The organism is Rhizobium sp. L9 (assembly GCF_002531885.1).
In the GTDB taxonomy this organism is placed as follows: Bacteria; Pseudomonadota; Alphaproteobacteria; order Rhizobiales; family Rhizobiaceae; genus Rhizobium.
The window spans coordinates 33,019-52,108 of record NZ_NWSZ01000024.1 but is presented as its reverse complement, the minus strand read 5'-3'; the positions used below and the strand labels follow the sequence as shown (position 1 = coordinate 52,108).

Here is a 19,090-nt window from a genome sequence, read left to right as displayed (position 1 = left end):
CGCCCATGATTCCCGACGTCAAACCCAACAGCGTGCTCTATCTCAGCGGCGTCTCCGTTTCCTTCGACGGCTTCAAGGCGCTGAATTCGCTCTCAATCGTCATCGAGCCCGGCGAGCTTCGCGCCATTATTGGCCCGAACGGCGCCGGCAAGACGACGATGATGGATATCATCACCGGCAAGACCAGGCCTGATGAGGGCGAGGTTTTCTTCAACGGGACCGTCGACCTCACCAAGAAGGATGAGGCCGACATCGCTCAGCTCGGCATCGGCCGCAAGTTCCAGAAGCCGACGGTCTTCGAAAGCCATACGGTCTGGGACAATCTGGAACTGGCGCTGAACCGCCGCCGCTCCGTCTTCTCGACGCTGTTCTATCGACTTTCGAGCGAAGACAGGACGCGCATCGATGAGATTCTCGAAACCGTGCGGCTGACCCACCGCCGCGACGAATTGGCTGCCAATCTATCGCACGGGCAGAAGCAATGGCTGGAGATCGGCATGTTGCTTGCCCAGGAGCCGAAGCTGCTGCTCGTCGACGAGCCGGTCGCCGGCATGACGGATGCGGAGACAGCGGAAACGGCGATTCTGCTCAAGAATATCGCCAAGACCCGGTCGGTCGTCGTCGTTGAGCACGACATGGGCTTCATCCGCGACCTCGGCGTCAAGGTGACCTGCCTTGCGGAAGGATCGGTGCTGGCGGAGGGATCGATCGATTTCGTCAGTTCGGATCCGAAGGTGATCGAGAATTATCTAGGAAGGTGAGGAATGCAACTTCCAGGCTTGAACCTGACAATGGAAGACGCTCTAAAACGAGCGGGGTTTACTGTGGGGTTTCATCATGGCTTTTCTCGGTATTCTGGTCGCGGCGCTCAGCGGCGCGGTCATCTGGTATTGGCGTTTTAAAATGGTGCGCGAGGCGGGAAACGAGATCATCGATTCCGTCGAGCGCATGCGGGGCGCTTATAAGCGCAGGAAGTTTCGCAAGCAGGCCGAGGTAGCGCCGCTGGCCTCGATTGCCGATCCGGCGATTGCGGCGGTGGCCTTTTTCTTCTGCCTTGCCAAGGAGAAGCCGATGTATGTCGACGCGGCGAAGGATGTTATCCGCAGCCGCATGAAAGGCATCATCCGGCCGGGCGACCTGGAAGAGGTGTTGGTTTTCGGCGAGTGGGCTTCCAAGAACGTCACCAGTCCGGAAGATCCGATCCGCCGGTTCCGGGATCTCTGGCTAAAGGCGCTCGACATGCAGGAGCGCCAGCAATTGATCGGCATTGCCGAGGACGTGGCCGAGACCGGCGGCGAGAGAACGAAAGAACAGGACTACGCCCTGCAGACGCTGAGGCGCAGTCTGATGAACTGATGGGGAATGGGTGAACGGATGCTGACAGTCGAGAACGCAAATCTGCATTATGGCGCGGCGCAGGCGCTGCGCGGCATCTCCATCAAGGCGGAGATGGGCAAGATCACCTGCGTGCTGGGGCGCAACGGCGTCGGCAAGAGTTCGCTGCTGCGCGCCGTCACCGGCCAGCATCCGCTGTCGGCTGGCACCGTCACCTTCAACGATACAAAACTGAACGGCCTGCCGCCCTTTGCCCGCGCCAAGCAGGGCATCGGCTATGTGCCGCAGGGGCGTGAAATCTTTCCGCTGCTTACCGTCAAGGAAAATCTCGAAACCGGCTTCGCTCCGCTTGGCCGCCGCGACCGCAACATTCCCGACGATATCTTCAGTCTCTTCCCGGTGCTGAAATCGATGTTGTCACGGCGCGGCGGCGATCTTTCCGGCGGGCAGCAGCAGCAGCTGGCAATCGGGCGCGCCATGGTGACGCGGCCGAAAATTCTCGTGCTCGACGAGCCGACCGAGGGCATTCAGCCGTCGATCATCAAAGATATCGGCCGGGCGATCCGCTATCTCCGCGATTCCACAGGCATGGCGATCCTGCTTGTCGAGCAATATCTGGATTTCTGCCGGGAGCTTGCCGACTATGTCTACATCATGGACCGCGGCGAGATCGTGCATGAAGGGCTTGCCGAAACGCTGGACACGCAGGAGGCTCGCCGCCATCTGACCGTCTGACTGGCAAATGCCGCAATTTGCGGCAGAGAGAACGACGGCTCGTTGATCTCTTCTGCGCGGACGGCAGCCCTTGTCGGGCGGCATGGGAATTGCTTGCTTTCCGTCATTCGCGCGCGTGAATGGAAAGCGGTGGCGCGATTGAAAGGACGACATGACGAGTGCGGCAGTGAGTACCAGACCGCAAAGAGCGGAGGGACGGGGCCATCTAGCGGCAAGGCTGCTCGATGGGCGCACTCGTATTCGCGAGCTCTATCAGGAGGGCGCGGCGAAGATCCGCTTGCCTGATACTTTCGACGCCTCGATGGAAGCCGTCATCATCAACACCGCGGGCGGGCTGACTGGCGGCGATCGGCTGGACTGGAGCGTTGTTGCCGGTGCCGGCACGAAGATCGACGTTACCACCCAGGCCTGCGAAAAGATCTACAAGGCGTCGGCCGGCGCCGCCGAGGTGACGACCCGCATCGAAGTCGGGGTTGGAGCGCGCGTCGACTGGCTTCCGCAGGAAACGATCCTCTTCGACAGGGCAGCGCTTTTCCGCCGCCTGGACGTCGATCTCGACGAAAGCGCCGAATTCCTGGCCGTCGAAGCGGTGCTGCTCGGCCGCAAGGCAATGGGCGAGGCGGTGGAGACTGGGCTCTTTCGTGACTGCTGGCGTATCCGCCGCTCGGGCCGGCTGATCCATGCCGAGGAGCTTAGGCTTTCCGAGGGTGTCGCGGCATTGACCGCGCGTCAGGCCGTGCTCGGCGGGCAGGTGGCCTTTGCGACGCTGCTTTATGCCGGTCCGCTGGCTGAAGCCTATCTCGGCAAGGTGCGGCCGCTCGTCGAAGGGATCATGGGCGGCGCGAGCGCCTGGAGCGACAAGCTCGTCGTTCGCCTTGCCGCAGCCGACGGTTTTACGCTGAGAAAAATCCTTATCCCGGTCATTTCCGTCTTGCGCAACGGTGCGCCTGTGCCGAAAGTCTGGAATCTATGAAGCGAAGCATGAGGCAGATGGGCAAGCAATGAACCTCACTCCGAGAGAAAAAGACAAGCTGCTGATTTCGATGGCGGCGATGGTGGCACGGCGGCGGCTGGAGCGCGGGGTCAAGCTCAACTATCCCGAAGCGATTGCGCTGATCAGCGACTTCGTCGTCGAAGGCGCCCGCGACGGCCGTCCCGTCGCCGAGCTGATGGAAGCCGGCGCCCATGTGATCGGCCGTGATCAGGTGATGGAGGGCGTTGCCGAGATGATCCACGACGTGCAGGTGGAAGCAACCTTTCCCGACGGAACCAAGCTCGTCACCGTACATGAACCGATCCGGTAGGGAGAGAAAATGCTGGAACTGAGGCCCAATTGCGAATGCTGCGACAAGGATCTGCGGCCGGAGAGCGCTGAGGCGCGGATCTGCACCTACGAATGCACCTTCTGCGCCGATTGCGTGGACGGCGTGCTGAAGGGCACTTGCCCCAATTGCGGCGGCAATCTCGTCGCCAGGCCCATCCGGCCGGCCGCCATGCTCGCCAAACATCCGGCGTCGACGAAACGCGTGCTGAAGGCCGAGGGCTGTGCGCCCAGAGCGGCTTAAGGAGAATGAGATGATTCCGGGCGAGATCATTGCCGCAAGCGGCGACATCGAACTCAATGCCGGCGTGCCGACGGTGACGCTGGAAGTTTCTAATACAGGCGACCGGCCGGTGCAGGTCGGCAGCCACTATCATTTTGCCGAGACCAATGCCGGGCTTTCCTTCGACCGCGCGGCGGCGCACGGGAAACGTCTTGATATTCCGGCCGGGACGGCCGTGCGCTTCGAGCCGGGGCAGACGCGTTCGGTGACGCTGATCCCGCTTTCCGGCAAGCGCGAGGTTTACGGCTTCCGCCAGCTCGTGATGGGCAAGCTTTAGAAGAACGGGAGAGGTGATTGCGTCTGAATATCTGCCTCATCGGGGCGGCGATGCTGTTTGTGGCCGGCCGTGTGTCCGCGCAGGATGTCGATTGCAAGAATCCGCAGACGCAATCGGACATGACCTCCTGCGAAGAAGCGCGCCATGAGGCTGCCGACAAGGCGCTGAACGAACAATATAAGAAGACACGCGCCGCCATGGCGGCGATCGACAAGGATCTCGACGGCGACATGAAGGGTGCCGAAAGGGCGCTGGTCAAGGCGCAGCGCGCCTGGATCGACTATCGCGACGCAGAATGCGATGCCTTCGGCTTTCAGGCCCGCGGCGGCACGATGGAGCCGATGCTGGTTGCCGGATGTCTGGCCGAAGAGACGGATAAACGCACGAAAGAGCTGAAACAGCTCGAAGACACGATGAGCAACTAGGGTGATTAAAAAGATCGTAATCGTCGGCAATGGCGAGATTGGGGAAGGACAGGCAGGCATCATCGATGCCGCCGATTTCGTCATCCGCTTCAACGATTGCCGTTCCTACGGCACTGGCGGCAGCCGCACGGATGCCGTCGCGGTCTGCAATACCGGCCGGCCGGCAAAGGCAATGCTCGGCTCACCCGAGTGGCGCGCTCATCCCGGTGTTGTTTCGGCGCGCGAAATCTGGAGCGTGCGCGACCCGGAAAAATTTGCCGCGATGCGGGCGCCGCTTGCCGTCTCGCATCCCGATCTCGATGATTTCTGCGACGACTATACGGATGCGTTCGCTGCCTTCTGCGCGGAAACCGGCAAGGCGCATATCGTCATCGGCAAGACGGTCCACGAGGCCGTCAACGACTCGCTTTCGGCCTTTGAGCCGGCGCCCTATGTGGTGCCGAGCAGCGGCATGATCGTCACCGCCGAGGTGCTGGACAAATATGCCGGGGCCGAGGTGATGCTGGCTGGCTTCGGTCACGTCGGCTGGGAATGGCACCCGTTTGCGGCCGAACGGCAGCTTGTCGATACTTATGTAGCCGCTGGCCGCCTCACACGACTCGGCGAAAAAACACTTGTCTCTTCCTTCCACGGAGCCTGATGAATGCCCTACAAGATCTCCCGCGCCGCCTATGCCGGCATGTTCGGACCGACCACCGGAGACAAGGTGCGCCTTGCCGATACGGAGCTCTTCATCGAGATCGAGAAGGATTTCACCACTTATGGCGAGGAGGTGAAGTTCGGCGGCGGCAAGGTGATCCGTGACGGCATGGGCCAGAGCCAGGTGACACGGGCGGACGGCGCGGTCGATACGGTCATCACCAATGCGGTGATCGTCGATCATTCCGGAATCTATAAAGCCGATATCGGGCTGAAGGGTGGGCGCATCGTTGCCATCGGCAAGGCCGGCAATCCCGATATGCAGCCGGACGTCAGCATCATCGTCGGCCCGGGCACGGAGGCTATCGCGGCCGAAGGCAAGATCGTCACCGCAGGCGGCATGGATAGCCATATCCATTTCATCGCGCCGCAGCAGATCGAGGAAGCGCTGATGTCTGGCATGACCTGCATGCTCGGCGGCGGCACGGGGCCGGCGCATGGTACGCTCGCCACCACCTGCACGCCAGGTCCTTGGCATCTGGCGCGTATGATCGAAGCGGCGGACGCCTTCCCGATGAACCTTGCCTTTGCCGGCAAGGGCAATGCCTCGCTGCCGGGAGCACTGACGGAAATGGTGCTGGCCGGCGCCACCTCGCTGAAATTGCATGAGGACTGGGGTACGACGCCTGGCGCCATCGATTGCTGCCTGTCGGTCGCCGACGAATATGACGTGCAGGTGATGATCCACACCGATACGCTGAACGAAAGCGGCTTCGTCGAGGATACGATCGGCGCCATCAAGGGCCGTACCATCCATGCGTTCCACACGGAAGGGGCGGGCGGCGGGCACGCGCCCGATATCATCAAGATCTGCGGCCAGCCGAACGTCATCCCGTCGTCCACCAATCCGACTCGGCCCTACACGGTCAACACCATCGCTGAGCATCTCGACATGCTGATGGTCTGCCATCACCTGTCGCCGTCGATTCCCGAGGATATCGCCTTTGCCGAAAGCCGTATCCGCAAGGAGACGATCGCGGCGGAAGATATTCTCCATGATATCGGCGCCTTCTCGATCATTTCATCCGACAGCCAGGCCATGGGCCGCGTCGGCGAAGTGGCGATCCGCACCTGGCAGACGGCCGATAAGATGAAGCGCCAGCGCGGCCGACTGAAGGAGGAAAAGGGCGACAACGACAATTTCCGCGTCCGCCGCTATATCGCCAAATATACGATCAACCCGGCGATCGCCCACGGTCTCAGCCATGAGATCGGCTCGGTCGAGATCGGTAAGCGCGCCGACCTCGTGCTCTGGAACCCAGCCTTCTTCGGCGTGAAGCCCGACATGGTGCTGCTCGGCGGCTCGATTGCCGCCGCCCCTATGGGCGATCCGAATGCCTCGATCCCGACGCCGCAGCCGGTGCACTATCGGCCGATGTTCGCCTCCTATGGCCGCAGCCTCACCAATTCCTCCGTCACCTTCGTCAGCCAGGCGTCGCTCGATGCCGGGCTGAAGGGCAGGCTCGGGGTCGCGAAGGAACTCGTGGCGGTGAAGAATACGCGCGGCGGCATCTCCAAGGCGTCGATGATCCACAATGACCTGACTCCGGAGATCGAAGTCGATCCGGAGACCTATGAAGTCAGGGCGAACGGCGAACTGCTGACCTGCGAGCCCGCGACGGTGCTGCCGATGGCGCAGCGCTATTTCCTGTTCTAGGCCAGTCATTCCGTGCTGAGGGGGATGCGCTGGCTGTTGCGGATCGTGCTCCTGCTCGCAACTCTGGCAGCGGGCGGAACCTTCATTCCCCGACCGCTGATTGCCCCGGTCAAGGCGTCGTCGGCGGAGGCAATCCACCGCATTCTCCTCCTATCGGGTTCGATTCATACCGATATTGCCATTCCGCTCGATGAGGAGACGCGGGCGGCATTTTCCTTCCTCGACGAGCCGGATTTTCCGCTCGGTCATCCGAATGCGGAATGGCTCGTGATCGGCTGGGGCGGCCGCGCCTTCTATCTCGATACCGACCTGGGCTGAGCTGAAGCCGCTGCCGGTGCTACGGGCGCTGACGATAGATCGTTCGGTGCTGCATGTGGATCTCGCTGGCCATATTGCCGAGCCGCAGTCTGATGTTACGGCCTTCGATATTGGTGATGATGAATTGGCGCGGCTGCGCGAATTCATCGCGGACAGCTTCGTCCGCAACGCGGGCGCGATCGCGCCGATCCCGGATGCGGGTTACGGGGAGATCGATCGGTTTTTCGAAGCCAAGGGATACTTCAATGCCCTCTTCGGCTGCAACACCTGGACTGCCGCTGCACTCCGCTCGGCAGGGCTTCGGACTGGCTTATGGAACCCTCTTCCACAATCATTGCGATTGTCTGTTGATGTCTACAATTGACGCACTCGCTGGCCCGTCCGCTCTCAAACGAAATTGTGAATGGATTTCTCCGTCCGGTTGTAAAAATCGCTAAAAAACCGCAGTTTTTCTTGAGCTAGGCCATTCTGAAACAGCTCGGCGCAAGATCGTGGCAAAGCTATTATATATCAACACATTAGCTGCTTGTGTACGTTGTTCGATTCAGGGATTGAGGACTTGCAGCCGTTGCTAGAAAAAATCTCACCACCGAATCGTCTGAAATCGTTCGAATTTTAGCGAATCGATTAAGACACCCGCAGCAATTGGGCTCTTATCAATGCCTTGAAACGCCGGGCAGGAAGGTCGATTCTCATGAGAAACTGGATGTCGCTGCAGGCCGATTTTGGCCATTTTCTATATCGCAGGCAGGTCTATGTCTTTGCGTTGAAGATGAGCTTTCTTGCCGTCATTTTCTCCGGCGTTATCATTGCGCTGACGATACCGCCACTCGGTTTTCTCGGGCTGTTGCCGGTGACCCTTTCGCACGCGATCGGCTTCGGCGCCATTTTTTCCTGGCTTGTCGGCGGCACGGTTTCCGGCATGATGTCGCTGGCGGCGGGTTTTGCAATGCATGAACTGACGCTGTCGCGGGCGGAGTTCGAAAAGCTCAGCCGCACGGATACCCTCTCCGGCCTGTTGAACCGGCGCGCCTTCACCGAGGCGCTGGATCGGATCGAAGGCGACGCCTCGCTCGTCATTTTCGACGTCGACGGTTTCAAGGCGATCAACGATCGTTTCGGCCATGCCTGCGGCGATGCGGTTATCACGGCGGTCTCGGCGGTGCTGCTTTCCGCCTTCGACGAATCGTCCGTCGTTGCGCGCCTCGGTGGCGAGGAATTCGGCGTCATCGTCTCCGGCGAACCGCTGGAGAAACGGTTGGAGCGGATCCAGGCCGTGCGGTCCGATATCGCCAACAGACCGCTCGTGGCAGATGGGAATCATATTGCCATCACCATTTCCGGCGGCGTGGCCGATCTCATTCCTGGGCGCAGCAAGCAGCAGGTCTATGCCTCGGCCGATCGGGCGCTTTATCTCGCCAAGGCGCTCGGACGCAATCGCGTCGTGCACGAGCGGGAGGGACTGCATCATGCCTGGCACGGGCTCGCCGAAACCAGCGCCAATACTGAGGGCAGGGGGCTGGGGAGCGACAACATGATGCAGGCCTACGGAATATAAAAGCCGGCCTCCCATTGGTGCTTGCATCGGGAAGGGCTATTTTGCATGGTCGTCGTCTCATCAAAACGGACATATCATGCAGCGCGTCACCTCCTATCTTCCCGCCGGAACCCCTTCCTCCCATCCGACCGCCCAGGTCAAGCTGCCGCATGATCTGCGGCATTTGCGCCGCAAGCTCCTGCATCTGGAGAATGGCGAGATGGTCATGCTCGACCTCAAGGATCCGGTGCTCTTCGCCAATGGCGACCTGCTTGTGCGCGAAGACGGCGAACTGATCGAGATCCTTGCCGCCGACGAGAAGCTCTTCGAGATTCGCGGACGCGACCGCACGCATCTGGTCGAGCTTGCCTGGCATCTCGGCAACCGTCATCTCGCCGCCCAGATCGAGGAAGACCGCATCGTCATCCTGCGCGATCATGTCATCCGAACCATGCTGCAGGGGCTCGGCGCCACCGTGCTCGATATCGAAGAGCCCTTCCAGCCTGCGCGCGGGGCCTATCATTCACATGGCGGACATTCGCATGACCAGGCGCATGCGCATCATGACCACGGGCACAATCACAACGCTGGTCATGACCATGATCACGCGCATGGCCATGACCACAAACATGATCACACCTGCGACCATGATCACCACCATGGTCATGGGCACGGGCATCACGGCCACAAACACGATTGAGGCTCGATGAGCGAAGATCGTGAATTGCAGGCATTGTTGCGCCTGATAGCATGGCTTTCACCGGCCTTTCCGATCGGCAGTTTCGCCTATTCAGGCGGGTTGGAGCGGGCGGTAGCCGATGGGCTCGTGGCCGACGCGGCCTCGCTTGCGGACTGGATCGGCACGCTGATCGGCCATGGCTCGGTCTGGAACGATGCGGTGCTTCTGGCGGAGAGCCACAGGCGCCAGGCCGAGGCTCCGGGCCTTGCCGAAATCGCTGCGCTTGCCGAAGCGCTTGCCGGATCGCGTGAGCGCCATAAGGAAACGATGCTGCTCGGCGAGGCGTTCCTCTTGACGGCGCGAGCCTGGCCGGACGAGGTCTTCGAAAGACTGCCTGGCAAGACCGCCTATCCCATCGCAGTCGGAGCGGTTGCGGGCGCCCATGCTATAAGGCCTGAGAAGGTGCTCGCGGTGTTCCTGCATGCCTATGCCTCACACACGGTTTCAGCAGGTATCCGTCTCGGCGTCGCCGGGCAAAAGGATGGCGTTGCCATACTTGCCGGGCTTGAAGAGCAGATTGCGGGGATCGCGCGGCGGGCGGCAGTCTCAACCCTCGACGATCTCGGTTCGGCGACGGTGCAGGCCGATATCGCCAGCCTGCGCCACGAAACCCAGACGATCAGGCTTTTCCGCTCGTAACTACCAAATTATCCCGCAACTGCGTCATTTGACGGTGGCGCATGCCGGCGGCGTCGCTATCATCGGAATCCTATTGGAGTACGCCATATGAAATCAAGAAACGGACCTCTGCGCGTCGGCATCGGCGGGCCGGTCGGGTCGGGCAAGACGGCGCTGACGGAAAAGCTCTGCAAGGCGATGCGGGACGACTATTCCGTCGCCGTCGTCACCAACGACATCTATACGACCGAGGATGCCGAGGCGCTAGTGCGCATGCAGGCATTGCCTTCCGATCGCATCGTCGGTGTCGAAACCGGCGGCTGCCCCCACACCGCCATTCGCGAGGATGCGACGATCAATCTTCAGGCGATCGCGAGCCTTAACGAGCGGATCCCCAATCTCGATGTCGTCTTCATCGAGTCAGGCGGCGACAATCTGGCGGCGACCTTTTCGCCGGACCTCGCCGATATCACCATCTATGTCATCTCAGTCTGCCAAGGGGAGGAAATCCCGCGCAAGGGCGGGCCCGGCATCACCCGCTCCGACCTGCTCGTCATCAACAAGAAGGATCTGGCACCCCATGTCGGCGCCGATCTTGAGGTGATGGAGCGGGATGCGACGCGCATGCGCGCCTCACGCCCCTTCGTCTTCTCCGATATGAAGCGTGGCGATGGCGTCAGCTCGATCGTTAGTTTCTTGAGAGAGCAGGGCGGGCTCTGAGGGACAAGCCCGCCGCATCTGGCGGATGGCGGCGAGGGTGGCGAAACAAAAACGGGCCGGGAGATCGCTCCCGGTCGGTAGTTTGTTGACAACGTCTCTTCCGTCATGCTCGGGCTCGTGCCGAGCATCTAACCCCCGCGATTATTTGACGGGTAAACCTTTATTTCCAGGTATTTAATTGGGCGTCATAGATCCTCGGCAGAAGGCCGAGGATGACGTCGGGGGTTTTGCATGCGGTTTGTCAGCAGCCCGACGAGCGGGAGGTCGCTCCCGGCCCGTCTCGTTTCCTGAGGCTTTGCTCACTCCGCCGCAAACGGCGGCAGGCGGAGCACATTGGTGTCGTTGGCGCCCTTGCGCTTGCTTTCCGGCTTTTCGATCGCGGTCAGGCGCTCGTCCAGCGCATCGATATCGCTGCGGTTCTCGCGGGTCACGCGGGTAAGATCCTCGCGCGAGAGCGGCAGGTCTTCCTCATCCTTCCTGCCGACCAGGCGTCCAAACATCCAGCCGAGCAGGCGGGACAGATCGTCCATGATGAGGAAGAAGGAGGGAACGACGACGAGCGACAGCACCGTCGAGACGATGATGCCGCCGATCACGGCGATTGCCATAGGCGCGCGGAACGAGCCGCCTTCGCCGACGCCGAGCGCCGACGGCAGCATGCCTGCCGACATGGCAATCGAAGTCATGATGATCGGCCGGGCGCGTTTGCGGCCGGCCTCGACCATGGCTTCAACACGGGACATGCCCTGATGGCGCATCTCGATTGCAAAATCGACGAGCAGGATGGCATTCTTGGTGACGATGCCCATCAGCATCAGAATGCCGATCATGACAGGCATGGACAGCGGATTGTTGGTGATGATCAGGCCCGCCGCGACGCCGCCGATCGCGAGCGGCAGCGAGAACAGGATGGTGAAGGGCTGGATTACATCCTTGAAGAGCAGGATCAGCACGGTCAGTACCAACATGAGGCCCATCAACATGGCGTTGACGAAGCTCTGCTGCATCTCGGTCTGCACCTTGGTGTCGCCGCTTTCCGCGAGGTGTACCGTGGCCGGAATGTTGGCCGCCTTGACGATCTCGCGGAAACGGGCCGAGGCGGTGTCGAGCGCTACACCCTGCGGCAGGTCGGAACCGATAGAGACGACCCGGTTACGGTTGTTGCGCTTGATCGAGCTTACGCCTTCCGAATAGTCGATATTCGCGACGCTCGAGAGCGGAACGGTGCCGCCGCTGGCGGTCTGGATCTTCAGCGCCCGGATGGCGGCAAGGTCGCGGCGCATGTCAAGGGCCGCCTGGACGCGGATCGGGATCTGGCGATCGTCGAGCGAGATCTTGGCGAGGGCCGCATCGACATCGCCGATGGTGGCGACGCGGATCGTCTCGGAGATCTGCTGCGGCGTGATGCCGAGACGCGCCGCCTCGTCCTTGCGGGGATAGACCTGCAGTTCCGGACGCGGCAGGGCGCCGTCGGCGCTGACATTGGCGAGCAGCGGGTCGGCACGCAACTTGGATTCCAGAATGCCGACGGCTTCGTTCAGGTCCTTCTCGTTTTTGGAGAGGAAGTTGAAGGAGAGGTCGCGTTCGCCGCGGTCGTTAAGCTTCAGGATATGGACATCGGGAATATCGCGCAGCTTGGCGAAGACTTCCTTTTCAATATCCCATTGCGGGCGCTCGCGGCCGTGGACTTCCACCTTCGGCAGCATCGGGCCGATGACCGGGATATGGCCGAGCACGTCGTTGACCACCTTCTTGACCAGCGACTGGTCGAGCTTGTGGAGCGCCAGCGTAATGGTCGCACGGCGCAGTTCGAGATCGCCCTTTGGCGATGCCCCGCCGAGGACGAAGACGCTTTCGACGCCGTTGAGGTCCTTGACCCTGTCATAGATCGCCTTCGTCGTCTTCTCGGTGTCGTCGAGCCGCGCATTGGGCGGCAGTTCAACAGAGAGAACGATGCGCGAGGCATCTTCGGGCGGCAGGAAACTGCCTGGAACCTTCATCAGCAGCATAACCGAGCCGACGAGGAAACCGATCGCCGCAAGCAGCGTCAGATATCGCGAATATTTGTGCCCGGTCGTGGCGCGGATCAGGCGCGTATAACCCTTCATCAGCAGACCGTCATTGTCGTGATGGTCGTCGACACCGTCTTCGGCGCGCATCAGATAGGCGGCCATCATCGGGGTGATGAGGCGTGCCACCAGCAGCGAGAAAAAGACGGAGAATGCGACGGTCAGGCCGAACTGGATGAAGTACTGGCCCGGAATGCCCGGCATGAAGGAAACTGGCACGAAGACCGCGATGATGGTGAAGGTGGTGGCGATGACGGCGAGACCGATTTCATCCGCCGCCTCGATCGCCGCCCGATAGGGCGTCTTGCCCATCTTGATATGGCGGGCAATGTTCTCGATTTCCACGATCGCGTCGTCGACCAGGATACCTGTCGCGAGCGTCAGCGCCAGGAAGCTGACGAGGTTCAGCGAGAAGCCCATCATGTCCATGACCCAGAAGGTCGGGATCGCAGAGAGCGGGAGCGCGATGGCCGAGATCAGCGTCGCGCGCCAGTTCCTGAGGAACAGCAGCACGACAATGACGGCGAGCAGGGCGCCTTCGAGCAGCGTGTGGATGGCGGCTTCATAGTTGCCGTAGGTGAAATAGACCGAATCGTCGATCATCTCGATCTTCACGTTCGGATTTTCGCTTCGCACCTTGTCGAGGCTCTGCGCGACCGTCTCGGCGACGCTGACCTCACTGGCGCCCTTCGAGCGGAAGACGCCGAAGGTAACGACGGGCGTATCGTTGAAGCGCGAAAAGGATTTTGGCTCCTCATAGGTGTCCTTGATGACGCCGAGATCGGACAGCTTGACGAAACGGCCGCTCGGCAGCGCAATCGTCGTGTCTGCAAGTTCGGCGACATTGCGGGCGTCGCCAAGAACGCGGATTGCCTGTTCGCTGCCCGCCACCTGGCCGCGACCGGAGCCGAGATCGACATTGGTGCCGCGCAGCTGATCGTTCACGCTTGCAGCTGTGATGCCGTAAGCATCGAGCTTGCCGGGCGCGAGTTCTATGCGCACTTCGCGTTCCGCGCCGCCATAACGGTCGACGCGGCCGATGCCAGCCTGGCCCTGCAGCGCTCGCTTGATCGTATCGTCGACGAACCAGGACAGTTCTTCCAGCGACAGGTCGGGTGATGACACGGCGAAGGTCTGGATCGCCTGGCCCTCGACGTCAACCTTTGTAACGATCGGTGCCTCGGCCGTCGCCGGCAGATCGCTGCGGATGCGGTCGATCGCGTCCTTGACGTCCTGCACGGCCTGTTCGGTCGGCACTTCCATCCGGAACATGACGTTGGTCTGCGAGCTGCCGTCGGTCACCGTCGACTGGATTTCGTCAATGCCGGTGATGGAGGCGATCGCGTCTTCGATCTCCTTCGTCACCTGCATTTCGAGCTCGGCCGGCGACGCGCCGCTTTGCGTAACGCTGATCGAGACCAGCGGTACGTCGATATTCGGGAAACGCGTGATCGGCAGCGTGTTGAAAGACTGAATGCCGATGAGGATCAGCAGGCAGAAGGCCAGCAGCGGTGCGATGGGATTTCGAATGGACCAGGCTGAAAAATTCATCGGATGGTCTCTTTAGTTGGAAGCCGAGGGCTGTTCACGCACCGGCGTGATGTGGTCGCCGTCGCGAACATAGGCGCCCGCCTTGGCGACAACCTCGTCGCCGCTCTTCAATCCATTGACGATCTCGACATAGGCGCCGTCCTGGATGCCGGTCTCGATCTTAGCGAATTTCACCACGCCGTCCTCGACCTTGCGGGCGGAGGAGCCGTCGTTGCCGGTGAGCACCGCAGTCAAGGGAAGCGATACACCCTCGGTTTCACGGACGATGATCTCGGCGCTGCCATACATGCCGGAACGCGCCTTGCTGTCATCGTCGATGGAGATATGGACGAGGCCGAGGCGGGTCACGGAATCGACGGTGGGTGAAACCAGGCGCACGGCACCGGAAAGCTTTTCGCGGCTGCCGGAAAGGGAAATGGTTGCCTTCTGGCCGGCCACAATCCTGACAATATCGCTTTCGGCGACTTCGGCGACGAGCTCGATATCGCCGTTGCGGATGATGGTGAATAGCGGATCGCCGTTGCCGGCGGCGATCGCGCCGACCTTGGCGTTCTTAGCCGAAACCACACCGGCAACCGGCGTCTTCACATCGGTGCGGGCGAGCTTCAGATCGGCGTCCGCGATCTGGCTGTCGAAGACCTTCAGATCGGCTTCGGCGACCTCGATCGCCTGCTCGGCGGAGACGACTCGGGCGTTGGCGGCAGCGGCGGTCGCATCGGCCTGCTCGACCTGGGCTGTAGAAACCGTGCCCTTCTTGCCCATTTCCTGGGCGCGGGCCTGCTGCTGCCTTGCCTGTTCGGCATTGGCCTGCGCTTCGATGAGCTGGGCGCGCAGTTGGGCAAGGCTTGCCTCGCCCTTGGCCTTCGTCGCCATCATCTGGCTTTTCTCCAGGACCAGGGCGTCGTCATTGAGCGTTGCCAGCGTGCTTTCCGCCTGGACCTTGTCGCCGACATCGGCTTTCAGCGTGCGGATCGAAAGGCCTTCGACCTGCGGCTGGATATAGACTTCCTCGACCGGCTTGACCGTTCCGGTGCCGATGACACGGTCGACAAGAGTGCGATTGACGGCGGTGGTGACGACGATCGCCGGCAGGTTCTGCTGCGGCTTTGCGACCGGCGCTTCCTGCGAAAAGGCTGCGGATGCAGCCAGCGCCGCTGCAAAAAGGGTGGATGCGCCTAAAATTCCAGTCGGCGTGCGTGCCATGCGTTTTCGTCCAATCTCGTCATAAGGTTAGCCGAATTCGCGCGTCTGCCATTGAGCTCGCGACCAGGCCACTGTCTTTCCTGCATTCTCAGGGGTATCCACACGTCATTTGCCGTCTTCATCCCTCGCCGGCAAATCGGCTTCTAGTTGGTATCGATTTGCTCGATATGCAAGCCCGGCAGAAAACAATTCCCCATGAGCCGATAATAATTACCATCATAACCTGAATCAATCATCGCAGAGTTATGCGAACATGACGATCATTGATCCCGCTTCTCCCCTAATGACGTTTGACGCCGGAAAAATGCGACATCAGCGACGCTTTTTTTCGTGTCATCCCAAAAATGAGAAACGCGCGGAAATTTTCTCCGCGCGTTCGCTTTACTTCCTGCCGTATTTACTTGGATGCGGCGTCTGTGATCTCGTGTGTCCAGGCCCCCGAGGGCTCCTTGTTGATGATCTTCTGGTCGAGCAGAGCCTTCGCCGTGCGGGCATAGAGCGCTTCGTCCAGCTTGCCGGAGCCGTCGCCGACCAGCTTGGCAACTTCGCCCATCATACGCTTCTGGTGGTTCTCGTCCTGGCCGCCGTTGTCCACGACGATCTCGGCGGCTTCATCGGGGTTCTCGGTCGCATATTTCCAGCCCTTCATCGAGGCGCGGACGAACTTGACCATCTTCTCCTTGAACGCCGGGTCCTTCAGCTTGTCTTCCATGGCGTAGAGGCCGTCCTCGAGAAGGTCATTGCCCATTTGCGTATAGTTGAAGACCGTCAGTTCCTCCGGCTTGAAGCCGGCATCGATCGCCTGCCAGTATTCGTTGTAGGTCATGACGGAGATGCAATCGGCCTGCTTCTGGACGAGCGGCTGTACGTCGAAGCTCTGCTTCAGCACGGTGACGCCGTTCGGGCCGCCTTCGGTGGAAAGACCCAGCTTGTTCATCCAAGCGAAGAAGGGGTATTCGTTGCCGAAGAACCAGACGCCGAGCGTATGGCCCTTGAAGTCGGCCTCGGTCTTGACCGGGCCGTCCTTACGGCAGATCATTTCCAGGCCGGACTTCTGATATGGCTGGGCGATGTTGACCAGCGGAACGCCCTTTTCGCGGGCAACCAACGCGCCGCCCATCCAGTCGACGATGACATCGGCGCCGCCACCGGCGATCACCTGCTCAGGCGCGATATCGGGACCACCCGGCTTGATGTCGACGTCGAGGCCCTCTTCCTTGTAGAAACCCTTCTCCTGGGCGACGTAATAACCGGCGAACTGGCTCTGTGTGACCCATTTCAGCTGCAGAACCACCTTGTCGGCGGCCATTGCATGGGCCGCTGCAAGCGACATGGCGCTCGCCATCATTGCAACCATCAATTTTTTCATTTTCTTGTCCTTACCCTCTGAAGTTATGCCCGGACCCAATTTGTGAGGCCCGCGCGCGCCTAGCCACCACGGATAGACGGATGCCAGAACGTCACCGCCCGTTCGGTCAGGGCGATGATGCCATAGAAGATCGAGCCGGCCAGCGCCGCGACGGCGATTTCCGCCCAGACCATGTCGACATTCATGCGGCCGATCTCGGTCGAGATGCGGAAGCCCATGCCGACGATCGGCGTCCCGAAGAATTCCGCAACGATGGCACCAATCAGAGCCAGCGTCGAGTTGATCTTCAGTGCGTTGAAAATGAAGGGCATCGCCGCCGGAAGCTTGAGCTTGAGCAACGTCTGCCGGTCGCTCGATGCGTAGGTGCGCATCAGGTCGCGCTCCATGCTGCCGGAGGCGGAAAGGCCTGCCACGGTGTTCACCAGCATTGGGAAGAAGGTCATGATGATGACGACGGCGGCTTTCGACGGCCAGTCGAAGCCGAACCACATGACCATAACCGGAGCGATGCCGATGATCGGCAGGGCCGACACCATGTTGCCGATCGGCAGGAGACCGCGGCGCAGGAAGGAGACGCGGTCGGCCAGCACCGCGACGACGAAGCCGCTGAGGCAGCCGACGATATAACCGATCAGCACCGCCTTGAAGATCGTCTGCCTGACGTCGTCGCCGAGGATGGGCAGAGAGGCCATGATGCGGGCGCCGATGGCGCTAGGCGGCGGCAACAGGATGAAGGGGACGCCGGCACCGCGCGTGATCGCCTCCCAGAGGATGAGAATCCAGGCGCCGAAAATCGCCGGAATCAGCAGTTCGAGCACCGATGCACCGAAGGCGGCGGCAGGCGGCACTTTCGAAAGCTCCGTGACGCATCGCCAGGCGAGCAGCCACGCGGCGAAGAGCAGCAGGAAGTAAGCCCGCGTTGCCGTGCCCTCGTTGCCGGAAATCGCTGCAAGCAGCAGCCAGGCGGCGCCATGGGCGCCGATGAACAGCACGGTGGCGCGATAGGCCGGCGGTTGCGGTGCAAAGGACAGGAGAGCGGCCGCGGCGATGACGATGAAGATCAGGCTTGCGGTGCCATCGGTTAAAGGACGGGCCGCGCCCTCGGCCAGAAGCGGTAAGGCAGCCAGCGCCGCGATGCAGAAAAGAAGAGCGGCCGCGCCTTGCCAGGAGAAGCTCAGACGTCTCATGCCGGCCTCCCGCCCATGGCGCGGTCGACGATCTTCGCCGCAAGGCCGACAATCGCTACCAGAACGCCTGCAAGCAGCGAGCCGGCGACCAGCGCTGCCCAGATATCGATCGTCTGGCTGTAATAGGAGCCGGCGAGCAGCTTCGAACCAATGCCGGCAACGGCGCCCGTCGGCAATTCGCCGACGATGGCGCCGACGAGGCTTGCGGCGATCGCGACCTTCATAGAAGTGAAGAGAAAGGGGATCGAGGCAGGGACGCGCAGTTTCCAAAAGGTCTGCATCGGACTGGCGTTATAGGTGCGCATGAGGTCGAGATAGAGGAGTTCGGGTGACCGCAGCCCCTTCACCATGCCGACGGCGACCGGAAAGAAGGAGAGGTAGGTGGAGATCAGCGCCTTGGAGACGAGGCGGGAGGCGTCGGAATCGAGATTCAGCAGATGCGCCAGCGCATTGTCGCCGGTCAGCACGTTGTAGGAGATGATGACGATCATCGGCGCGATAGCGAGGATCGGGATTGTCTGGCTGGCTACGAGCCAAGGCATCAGCGAGCGGTCCATGGCGCGGTTATGCACGATCAGCACGGCGAGAAGAATGCCGAGCAGCATGCCGAAACCGAAGCCGAGCAGGGTGGAGGAGAGCGTTACCCAGCTGTGATAGACGAGGCTGCGGCTGCTCGAAAGGCTGCGCAGGAAAGTGTTCTCATAGACATTCTCAGCCACCTGATGCGGTGCCGGCAGGATCGGCTTCGGCTGCGCCAGCGTCTTGCCGATGAATTCCATCGTAGTCGGCGTGACGCCGGCGCGGCTGTCCATGTCACGCTGGAACGGCGCGTTCATGAGAATGGCGGCGACATACCAGATGGCGACGAGGGCGAGCAGGATGGTGGTGACGGGGACGATCTTGTCCTTGAATGTGTCGGATTTCACAGGGATAGCCCCCATATATCGGCACCGCGTGGGCCGTTACCCCCCTCTGCCCTGCCGGGCATCTCCCCCACAAGGGAGGAGATCGGCAAGGAGATGGCGGGTCGTTCCCCAATGCTGCCAT

At 61.2% G+C, this 19,090-nt stretch carries 19 protein-coding genes and 1 pseudogene; 15 read left to right on the top strand and 5 right to left on the bottom strand.

Annotated features, from left to right (window positions below; translation table 11 throughout):
- The first annotated feature begins 5 nt into the window (after window positions 1–5).
- The 15 genes and pseudogenes from urtD to ureG all read left to right on the top strand — a co-directional run bounded on the left by urtD (window position 6) and on the right by ureG (window position 10,664).
- On the top strand, window positions 6–761 hold the full coding sequence (gene urtD / locus CO660_RS23095) for an urea ABC transporter ATP-binding protein UrtD (protein WP_085779184.1): 756 nt from the start codon (window positions 6–8) through the stop codon (window positions 759–761).
- A 76-nt stretch (window positions 762–837) separates the two neighbouring features.
- Window positions 838–1,356: a hypothetical protein gene (locus CO660_RS23090; RefSeq protein ID WP_097600667.1), complete on the top strand. Its 519-nt coding sequence runs from the start codon at window positions 838–840 to the stop codon at window positions 1,354–1,356.
- Window positions 1,357–1,374: 18 nt separating this feature from the next.
- Window positions 1,375–2,070: an urea ABC transporter ATP-binding subunit UrtE gene (urtE, locus tag CO660_RS23085; RefSeq protein ID WP_097600743.1), complete on the top strand. Its 696-nt coding sequence runs from the start codon at window positions 1,375–1,377 to the stop codon at window positions 2,068–2,070.
- 151 nt (window positions 2,071–2,221) lie between these two features.
- Window positions 2,222–3,043 carry an urease accessory protein UreD gene (locus CO660_RS23080; protein WP_097600666.1) on the top strand — a complete coding sequence of 274 codons (822 nt, stop codon included), beginning with the start codon at window positions 2,222–2,224 and terminating at the stop codon, window positions 3,041–3,043.
- A gap of 28 nt (window positions 3,044–3,071) precedes the next feature.
- Window positions 3,072–3,374, top strand: coding sequence for an urease subunit gamma (locus tag CO660_RS23075; protein ID WP_064695492.1), 303 nt, complete (start codon window positions 3,072–3,074; stop codon window positions 3,372–3,374).
- Between the two features lie 9 nt (window positions 3,375–3,383).
- A complete protein-coding gene (locus tag CO660_RS23070) occupies window positions 3,384–3,635 on the top strand; it encodes a DUF1272 domain-containing protein (RefSeq protein WP_097600665.1) in 252 nt (83 codons plus the stop codon).
- A gap of 10 nt (window positions 3,636–3,645) precedes the next feature.
- The gene (locus CO660_RS23065) at window positions 3,646–3,951 is read left to right on the top strand and encodes an urease subunit beta (protein ID WP_064828288.1); all 306 of its coding nucleotides are present in this window, start codon (window positions 3,646–3,648) and stop codon (window positions 3,949–3,951) included.
- 17 nt (window positions 3,952–3,968) lie between these two features.
- Window positions 3,969–4,376 carry a lysozyme inhibitor LprI family protein gene (locus CO660_RS23060; RefSeq protein ID WP_097600664.1) on the top strand — a complete coding sequence of 136 codons (408 nt, stop codon included), beginning with the start codon at window positions 3,969–3,971 and terminating at the stop codon, window positions 4,374–4,376.
- A 1-nt stretch (window position 4,377) separates the two neighbouring features.
- The gene (locus tag CO660_RS23055; RefSeq protein WP_097600663.1) at window positions 4,378–5,016 is read left to right on the top strand and encodes a Urease operon accessory protein; all 639 of its coding nucleotides are present in this window, start codon (window positions 4,378–4,380) and stop codon (window positions 5,014–5,016) included.
- Between the two features lie 3 nt (window positions 5,017–5,019).
- The gene (gene ureC / locus CO660_RS23050; RefSeq protein WP_097600662.1) at window positions 5,020–6,732 is read left to right on the top strand and encodes an urease subunit alpha; all 1,713 of its coding nucleotides are present in this window, start codon (window positions 5,020–5,022) and stop codon (window positions 6,730–6,732) included.
- Window positions 6,733–6,744: 12 nt separating this feature from the next.
- A pseudogene (locus CO660_RS23045) lies at window positions 6,745–7,414 on the top strand (TIGR02117 family protein).
- Window positions 7,415–7,744: 330 nt separating this feature from the next.
- Complete coding sequence (locus CO660_RS23040; protein WP_097600661.1) at window positions 7,745–8,608, top strand: GGDEF domain-containing protein; 864 nt, start codon at window positions 7,745–7,747, stop codon at window positions 8,606–8,608.
- Between the two features lie 76 nt (window positions 8,609–8,684).
- Complete coding sequence (gene ureE / locus CO660_RS23035) at window positions 8,685–9,287, top strand: urease accessory protein UreE (protein WP_097600660.1); 603 nt, start codon at window positions 8,685–8,687, stop codon at window positions 9,285–9,287.
- A 6-nt stretch (window positions 9,288–9,293) separates the two neighbouring features.
- The gene (locus tag CO660_RS23030) at window positions 9,294–9,965 is read left to right on the top strand and encodes an urease accessory protein UreF (RefSeq protein WP_097600659.1); all 672 of its coding nucleotides are present in this window, start codon (window positions 9,294–9,296) and stop codon (window positions 9,963–9,965) included.
- 87 nt (window positions 9,966–10,052) lie between these two features.
- On the top strand, window positions 10,053–10,664 hold the full coding sequence (gene ureG, locus CO660_RS23025) for an urease accessory protein UreG (RefSeq protein WP_097600658.1): 612 nt from the start codon (window positions 10,053–10,055) through the stop codon (window positions 10,662–10,664).
- A 299-nt stretch (window positions 10,665–10,963) separates the two neighbouring features.
- Here ureG and CO660_RS23020 read toward each other — a convergent pair whose 3' ends face one another.
- The 5 genes from CO660_RS23020 to CO660_RS23000 form a co-directional block, all read right to left on the bottom strand.
- Window positions 10,964–14,284, bottom strand: a complete 3,321-nt coding sequence (locus tag CO660_RS23020) for an efflux RND transporter permease subunit (protein ID WP_097600657.1) — start codon at window positions 14,282–14,284, stop codon at window positions 10,964–10,966.
- Window positions 14,285–14,296: 12 nt separating this feature from the next.
- Window positions 14,297–15,487, bottom strand: a complete 1,191-nt coding sequence (locus CO660_RS23015; protein ID WP_097600656.1) for an efflux RND transporter periplasmic adaptor subunit — start codon at window positions 15,485–15,487, stop codon at window positions 14,297–14,299.
- A gap of 397 nt (window positions 15,488–15,884) precedes the next feature.
- Window positions 15,885–16,856 (bottom strand): ABC transporter substrate-binding protein, encoded by a 972-nt coding sequence (locus CO660_RS23010; protein WP_085779170.1) that lies wholly within the window; start codon window positions 16,854–16,856, stop codon window positions 15,885–15,887.
- A 59-nt stretch (window positions 16,857–16,915) separates the two neighbouring features.
- A complete protein-coding gene (locus CO660_RS23005; RefSeq protein ID WP_097600655.1) occupies window positions 16,916–18,043 on the bottom strand; it encodes an ABC transporter permease in 1,128 nt (375 codons plus the stop codon).
- Window positions 18,040–18,969: an ABC transporter permease gene (locus tag CO660_RS23000; RefSeq protein WP_097600742.1), complete on the bottom strand. Its 930-nt coding sequence runs from the start codon at window positions 18,967–18,969 to the stop codon at window positions 18,040–18,042. The genes CO660_RS23005 and CO660_RS23000 overlap by 4 nt, the downstream gene beginning before the upstream one ends.
- Window positions 18,970–19,090 lie beyond the last annotated feature (121 nt).